The sequence below is a fragment of the Micropruina sp. genome (assembly GCF_047606365.1).
In the GTDB taxonomy this organism is placed as follows: Bacteria; Actinomycetota; Actinomycetes; order Propionibacteriales; family Propionibacteriaceae; genus Micropruina.
On the sequence record NZ_JASGEN010000062.1, the window covers coordinates 1 to 6,570 of the forward strand.

General features: G+C 68.9%; 7 protein-coding genes, 1 pseudogene and 1 riboswitch. Of the genes and pseudogenes, 5 read left to right on the forward strand and 3 right to left on the reverse strand.

The features are described from left to right. Together QM624_RS07560 and QM624_RS07565 are read left to right on the forward strand one after the other, a co-directional pair. A pseudogene (locus tag QM624_RS07560) lies at positions 1-497 on the forward strand (hypothetical protein); the annotation flags it as partial. After that, on the forward strand, positions 494-1,057 hold the full coding sequence (locus QM624_RS07565; protein WP_415090388.1) for a hypothetical protein: 564 nt from the start codon (positions 494-496) through the stop codon (positions 1,055-1,057). The pseudogene QM624_RS07560 and the gene QM624_RS07565, both read left to right, overlap by 4 nt. Before the next feature lie 97 nt (positions 1,058-1,154). Here the strand turns inward: QM624_RS07565 and QM624_RS07570 are convergent, their stop codons facing one another. After that, entirely contained in the window at positions 1,155-2,186 is a 1,032-nt protein-coding gene (locus QM624_RS07570) for an SDR family oxidoreductase (RefSeq protein ID WP_415090390.1), read from the reverse strand. Positions 2,187-2,288: 102 nt separating this feature from the next. On the opposite strand from QM624_RS07570, the gene QM624_RS07575 reads away from it, so the two are divergent. Both QM624_RS07575 and QM624_RS07580 read left to right on the forward strand, forming a co-directional pair. Next, positions 2,289-3,140: a helix-turn-helix domain-containing protein gene (locus QM624_RS07575; protein ID WP_415090392.1), complete on the forward strand. Its 852-nt coding sequence runs from the start codon at positions 2,289-2,291 to the stop codon at positions 3,138-3,140. An 82-nt stretch (positions 3,141-3,222) separates the two neighbouring features. Beyond that, positions 3,223-3,798, forward strand: coding sequence for a DUF664 domain-containing protein (locus QM624_RS07580; protein WP_415090394.1), 576 nt, complete (start codon positions 3,223-3,225; stop codon positions 3,796-3,798). A gap of 185 nt (positions 3,799-3,983) precedes the next feature. On the opposite strand, the gene QM624_RS07585 is transcribed toward QM624_RS07580, so the two are convergent. Both QM624_RS07585 and QM624_RS07590 read right to left on the reverse strand, forming a co-directional pair. Continuing rightward, the gene (locus QM624_RS07585; RefSeq protein WP_415090396.1) at positions 3,984-4,775 is read right to left on the reverse strand and encodes a class I SAM-dependent methyltransferase; all 792 of its coding nucleotides are present in this window, start codon (positions 4,773-4,775) and stop codon (positions 3,984-3,986) included. A 10-nt stretch (positions 4,776-4,785) separates the two neighbouring features. Then, positions 4,786-5,097, reverse strand: coding sequence for a cupin domain-containing protein (locus QM624_RS07590; RefSeq protein ID WP_415090398.1), 312 nt, complete (start codon positions 5,095-5,097; stop codon positions 4,786-4,788). 121 nt (positions 5,098-5,218) lie between these two features. Next, positions 5,219-5,324: riboswitch (TPP riboswitch) on the forward strand. 33 nt (positions 5,325-5,357) lie between these two features. Here QM624_RS07590 and QM624_RS07595 point away from each other — a divergent pair. Beyond that, complete coding sequence (locus QM624_RS07595; protein ID WP_415090400.1) at positions 5,358-6,455, forward strand: thiamine ABC transporter substrate-binding protein; 1,098 nt, start codon at positions 5,358-5,360, stop codon at positions 6,453-6,455. Positions 6,456-6,570: the final 115 nt, after the last annotated feature.

The window sequence follows — 6,570 nt, forward strand, 5'->3', positions numbered from 1 at the left end:
GCTGCGAAGCCGCCTCCGCCGTCGCCCACCACTACGCCTGGCTCGGCGACCGGATCGCCCTGCACGACCTGGGCGGGCGAATCCCCACCCTGCCGTTCGGCACCGGCCGCAACCAGACTCGCCGCCTGCTCGATCTGCTCAGCCGACTCGACCGAAACACGTCCGATAAGCCCACCCTGCCCGCGCTCCGCGTCCGGCCCCACACCCTGACCTTCGTCTGCAGCCCCCTGCTCGCCACGCACACTCTGGACACGATCGACGCCCTGCACCGCGCCGGCCACGAACTCGCCATCGTCGACACCTTCCCGGCCGACCTCAGCAGCACGCCGACCGGTGCCGCGAACGCCCTGAGAATCCGCGCACTGGAACGCGGCGACGACCTCCGTCGCCTGCGCCAGCAGGGCATCCCGGTCAGCCGTTGGCAAGGCCAAGCCAGCCTGGCGCCGCTGCTGGCCGGGCTGGCCGCCTCCCGCGGGCCGCGAAGGGCGCACCGATGACTGCTCCGAGAGCAGCAACAACCACGAACGGCGTACCCGCCTGGACTCTCACCGTGCTCCAAGCCGCAATGTTCGCGTTCGCCACGATCCTCTGCTTCCGGGCCACCAGTCACGAGCAGCAATGGATCCTGGCTGCGGCGGCCGCAGTAGCCGTCGGCTGGGCGCTCGCCCGACCGGACTCGCCCGGCGCCACGATCTGGATCCTGATCATCGGCTCCTGGTGGCTGACCGGTCTCAGCACTCCCAGCCTCGGCACGACCCTTCAGGCCGCGCTACTCGTGCTCGCCGGCCACTACCTCACCGCCGTCCGGGCCAGCGCGCATTGGACCACCCGACTCAGCATCGGCTACCTGGCCACCAGCCTCGGAGTGCTTGCAGCGCTGATGCTCGCCACCGCACTCGTCGCTCCGCTGATCACCCTGATCAGCAACAGCCCGATCACCTCCGACCAATGGACCATCGTCTGGACGACCGCCGCCTTGGCGGTATTCGCGGGACTCGCCGCATGGCTCACCAGAGATGCGCCGACCGAAGTCCCTCCATCGTCATCCCGGACTTGATCCGGGATCTCCCCGCCTGAGATCCCGGGTCGGAGCCCGGGATGACGTGAATGATCAGTGCCTCCCTGGGGAAGTCGGAGAACATCCCAGGCGGGGGCTACGCGAGCCCTGCTGCGACCAGGCTTTCGCCGGCTGCTTCGATCGCTTCTTCGGACGGCCGCGGCCGGAAGCCGAGCAGGTCGCGTGCCTTGTCGATCGACACCTGCTTGACCAGTCCGAGTTCAGCCGCGACGGACCGCAGTTCGGTGTTGAACAACCCACCGACGCGGACCACGAGATCCGGCAGTCGCCGGGTCGGCACCTTCGCCGCGCTCTGGCCGAGATGGCTGCGCAGGGTGTCGGCGATGGTGCTCATCGGAATGGCGGGTTCTCCGCTGGCGAGCAGGATGCGCTGGCCGGCGGCGTCCGGAGCGTCGATGGCAGCCAGATGAGCGGCGGCTACGTCGCGGACGTCGACGATCGGGATCGACAGGCGTGGCACCGCGGGCATCGAGCCGGAGAGCATCCGTTGGATGAGCCGGTTGGATCCGGAGATGTCCGTACCCAGGACGGGGCCCATCACCGCCACCGGCAGCAACGTGACCAGCTCCGGGGCTCCCTGCTCGGAGGCGACGAAATCCCACGCGGCACGCTCGGCGAGGATCTTGCTGCGGCCGTAGGCGTCGACGCCCGGACCGTCGATCGGCGACCAGTCGTCCTCGGTGAACCGGTCGTGCGAGTGCGGGTGTCCGAACCCGGCCGCGTGGAACGCCGAGGTCAGCACGACCCGCCGCACTCCGGCCTCGAGGGCTGCACGCAGCACCCGCAGGGCGCCGTCGCGGGCCGGCTTGATCACCTCGTTCTCATCGGCCACCTTGCCGGGCACCACCGGGGAGGCGACATGGAGCACCGCGTCGACGCCGGCCATCGCGTCCGCCCAACCGTCATCGCGGGTCAGGTCAGCGGCAACGAACTCGAGCACGTCGCCGCGGTTCATGCCGGCGCGGGTCAGGACGTCGCGCACGCTCGCCTCGCGGGCCAGGCTGCGGACGGTGGTGCGCACCCGATACCCCTGGTCGAGAAGCTGGAGGATGCAGTGGCCGGCGATGAATCCAGAACCGCCGGTGACAAGGACGAGAGAATCAGCCATGTCTCGATCGTGGGTCCGCGCCGAACTCCGGCCAAGTGCCCTGTCGGTCCTGGTAGCGGCAGGGACACCCACACGGAGCGTCCGGACGCCTACGGTGAACCCATGCCCACCGAACCGTCCCTGCTCGGCGAATACCTGCGCGCCCGGCGCGAACTCGTCCGGCCCGAACAGGTCGGCATCCCGGTCATCGGGCAGCGCCGCGTGCCCGGCCTGCGTCGCGAAGAGGTCGCGATGCTCGCCGGTATCAGCGCCGAGTACTACCTGCGGCTCGAGCAGGGACGCGACCGCAACCCGTCCGCGCAGGTGCTGCAGGCCATCGGACGAGTGCTGCAACTCGACGACGACGCCTACCTGCTGAGTCTCGCCGCCGAGCGGCCCCGCCGTCCGGCCCGACGGGTGCGCCGCGAGGCCGTACCGGCGAGCACTGCGCGGTTCGTCGCGGAACTGTCCGTCCCCGCCTTCATCGAGGGCCGCTACCTGGACGTGCTGGCGGCCAATCCGCTCGCCACCGCACTCTCGCCGCGACTGCGGATCGGCAGGAACCGGCTGCGCGACGTCTTCCTCGACCCCGAAGAGCAGGCGTTGTTCGTGCACGGCGCCAAGGCCGCCGGCGCACTCATCGCCGGCTTCCGGCAGTCGGTCGGTACCGACATCGACGACCCGCGGTTCATCGAGCTGGTGGGGGAGTTGTCCCTTGCCAGCCCACTCTTCCGGCAACTCTGGGCCCGCCACGACGTCGGCCCGCGCAGCGGCGCCGCGGTGACCTTCGCCCACCCCCAGGTCGGCACCCTCCACCTCGACCGAGAGAAGCTCGCGATCAGTGGCACCGAGGGCCTGATGCTGGTCGTCTATCACGCCCAACCCGGCACCGACAGCGCCGAAAAGCTCAACCTGCTCGGATCGCTCGCGCTCCCGGACGCGGTGCGAACGAGCGAACCCACACAGCTCGCATAGCCGAGGCTTGCGAGATATCCGGATGGGTTCCGTCCGGAATGCGGCCTAACGTGAGGGAATCGACCAGCGAAAGGCGGCAGCCATGACTGAACACGTCGACCCGATCCCGGGTCATCCGGACTTCCCGTGGGAACCGCCGTTGGCGGGCAGCGAGTTGGAGCATCTGGTTGGAATGCTCGACCGATTGCGGTGGACCTTCCGCTGGAAGGCGTCCGGCTTGGACGCGGACGGCCTGAGCAAGCGGCTCGGCCCGTCGGCGCTGACCCTGGGCGGACTGCTGCAGCACCTGGCCGGTGTCGAGGCGCTCCGCTTCACCTGGGATCTCGACCGCTCCGACCCCGGCGAACCCTGGCGTTCGGCCGACTGGAGCGATCCCGACTGGACGTTCACCACGGCCGCCGACAAGGCTCCTGACGAGTTGTACCGGCTCTATGACGATGCGGTGGCCGCTGCCCGTGAGCGGCTCGCTGCGGTGATCGCGGACGGCGGCATCGACCGGCCCAGCGCCCTGGGTGAGGGTGATCAGCGGGCCAGCGTGCGCCGTCTGGTCTGCGACATGATCGAGGAGTACGGACGACACACCGGCCACGCCGACCTGCTCCGCGAAAACGTCGACGGCCTGGTCGGCGAGGACCCGCCAGCCGGCTGGCGTCCCTGAAACCGCGCTGGCCGAGCATCTCGAGGCCGCGGCCGCCAGGCTCGAACATCGGGGGACGGTTCTTTCTCGTTCGAAATTCGCACCCGCGAGAACCGTCCCCGGACGTTCGAGATTCGCATCTCGGGGGACGGTTCTTTTCGTTCGAAAATCGCATGTGGGAGAACCGTCCCCGGGTGTGCGAGGGCTCAGACTGGCTTGCGGGCGATCAGTGCGATGCCGGTCAGGTGGTCGGCGTGCTTCACGAAGGTGCGCCGCATTGTCAGCACCCGACGGCGAGCGGCCGGGTTGCGGAGCAGGTTCCAGGCGATCCGCAGCACTCGTCCGAGTCCTTCGTCAGACAGGTTCCGGCGCAGCTTGAGCAGCGCCATCGGTGCGGTGCCGGTCCACTCCACGACCAGGCCGGCGTCGCTGAGCAACCGGCGCCATTCGGACGCGGTCAGCGGCCGGGCGTTCACCTTGATGGTGCGGGCCAGGTCTTTGCGGATCTCCTCGCCGACGGACGGGTCGAGGTCGTCGGGCTGCAGTCCCAGTTCGTGGATGGCGTAGCACCCACCCGGACGCAGCAGTCGCGCGGCCTCGGCGATGATGGCCCGCTTACCGCGTTCGGTCTGCATGGTCAGCATCGCCTCGCCGATCACCACGTGGGCGCTGGCCGCGGGCAGGCCGGTGTCAGCGGCGTCCGCGGTGACGGTGCGCCCACCGGAAGGGCCGACGATGCCGGCGACCAGCGCGGCCGCGGACGGGTCGGCGTCCACACCGACGTAACTGGCGGGCCGGCGGCGCAGGATCAGTTCGGCCGTCTTGCCGATGCCGGGCGCCAACTCGACCACGTCGGTTCCGGTGAGGCCGAGCCGGTCGAGCAGTCCGGTGGTGAGTTCCAGGCCGCCCGGGCGCAGCACCCGTTTACCGAGCCGGGCGAGCAGCCAGTGCCCCTGGGCGTCCTCGGGCCGGCGGTTCTGCTGCGGCAATGTCTGCATCGCGAGCACCTCAGTCGCGGGTGAGCAGGAAGAGTGCCAGCTTGGACGGTGCCAGCGCCTCGACCGCGTGCGGCACCCGGGTGCTCAGATGAAGCAGGTCGCCGGGCTCGAGGACTACGCTGCGGCCGTCGGCTGTAATCCGCAGCGAGCCCTCGAGCGTCTGGAGGAGCACCGGGATGGCGGCCGTGTGCTCACGCAACTCCTCACCCTCATCGAAGGCGAAGAGGACGACATTGGTGCCCTCGGCCCGCAGCACCGTGCGCGAGACCGTGGACTGTGGCTGCACCTGCACCATCGACGCCAGGTCGGTTACGTCGGTCATGTCGGCCACAGCCACTCCTTATTTACTACATGTTTGTATGTAGAAAATCTAGCTCGTCGCAGGGAGTCGCGCAATGGCTGGTCTACGGCGTCGCAGCCGGACGAAAGCGGCATGTAGGGTGGGAAATCGACAGGGGAGCGCCATGGGGCGCTGAGAGTGCGGATCGACCGCAGACCCTCGAACCTGATCCGGTTAGCACCGGCGTAGGGAGTCGGGATCTCCTCACCACCACGGTGAGCCCTCCGGCAAGGAGGAACACGATGTCCAGGAATACTCGCACGATCGCAGTCGGGGCTGTGGCCCTGCTGAGCGGGGTCAGTCTGCTGGCCGGCTGCGCCAGCTCCACGCCGGCCGGACCGAGCTCGGGTCCGGCCAGCTCCAGCGCCTCGGCACCCACCGAATCGAAGAAGCTGACCGTCGTCACCCACGACTCGTTCGCGCTCAGCGACGCGCTCAAGAAGGAGTTCGCCGACAGCACCGGCTACACCGTGACCTACGTGCAGCCCGGCGACGGCGGGGCGCTGGTGAACCAGCTGATCCTGAGCAAGGACTCGCCGCTGGGCGACGTGGTGTACGGAATCGACAACACCTTCGCCGGACGCGCCATCGCCGAGGGCGTGGTGACGCCCTACACCGCGGCGTCGGTGCCCGAGAGCGTGGCCAAGCTGGCCGCCGACGACAGCGGACGGCTCACCGCGATCGACCTGGGCGACGTCTGCGTGAACGCCGACAAGAAGTGGTTCGCGGACAAGAAGCTGGCCCTCCCCGAGACGCTGAACGACCTGACCAAGCCTGAATACAAGGACCTGCTGGTGGTCGAGAACCCGGCGTCGTCCTCACCCGGCCTGGCCTGGCTGACCGCCACCGTCGGCGCCCAGGGCGACCCCGGCTACCTGGAGTACTGGAAGGCTCTGAAGAACAACGGGGTCAAGGTCGTCAAGGGCTGGACGGAGGCCTACTCGGCCGAGTTCTCCGGCTCGTCGGGCAAGGGCTCGCGCCCCCTGGTGGTCTCGTACAGCACCTCGCCCGCCTTCGAAGTGCCCAAGGGCGGCAAGGAGTCCAACACCACCGCGCTGCTGCAGACCTGCTTCCGTCAGGTCGAGTACGCCGGCGTGATCGCCGGTGCGCAGAACGAGGTCGGTGCCCGGAAGTTCATCGACTTCCTGCTGACCAAGAAGGTGCAGGCCGACATTCCCGGCGAGATGTACATGTATCCGGCCGACTCGTCGGTCGAGCTGCCGAAGGACTGGCAGCGGTTCGCGCCGCTGGCCGAGCAGCCGTTCAACGTGCCGGCCGAGACCATCTCGGCCAAGCGGGACAGCTGGATCCGGGAGTGGACCGCGACGGTGATCGGCTGACCATGCCTCGGTGGGAGCATCCGTCGGTCGAGCAGCGGGCACATCCGTCGGTCGATGTCCCTGATCCGTCGGTCGAGCTTGTCGAGACCGCTGGTGTGCAAGGGTCTCGACAAGC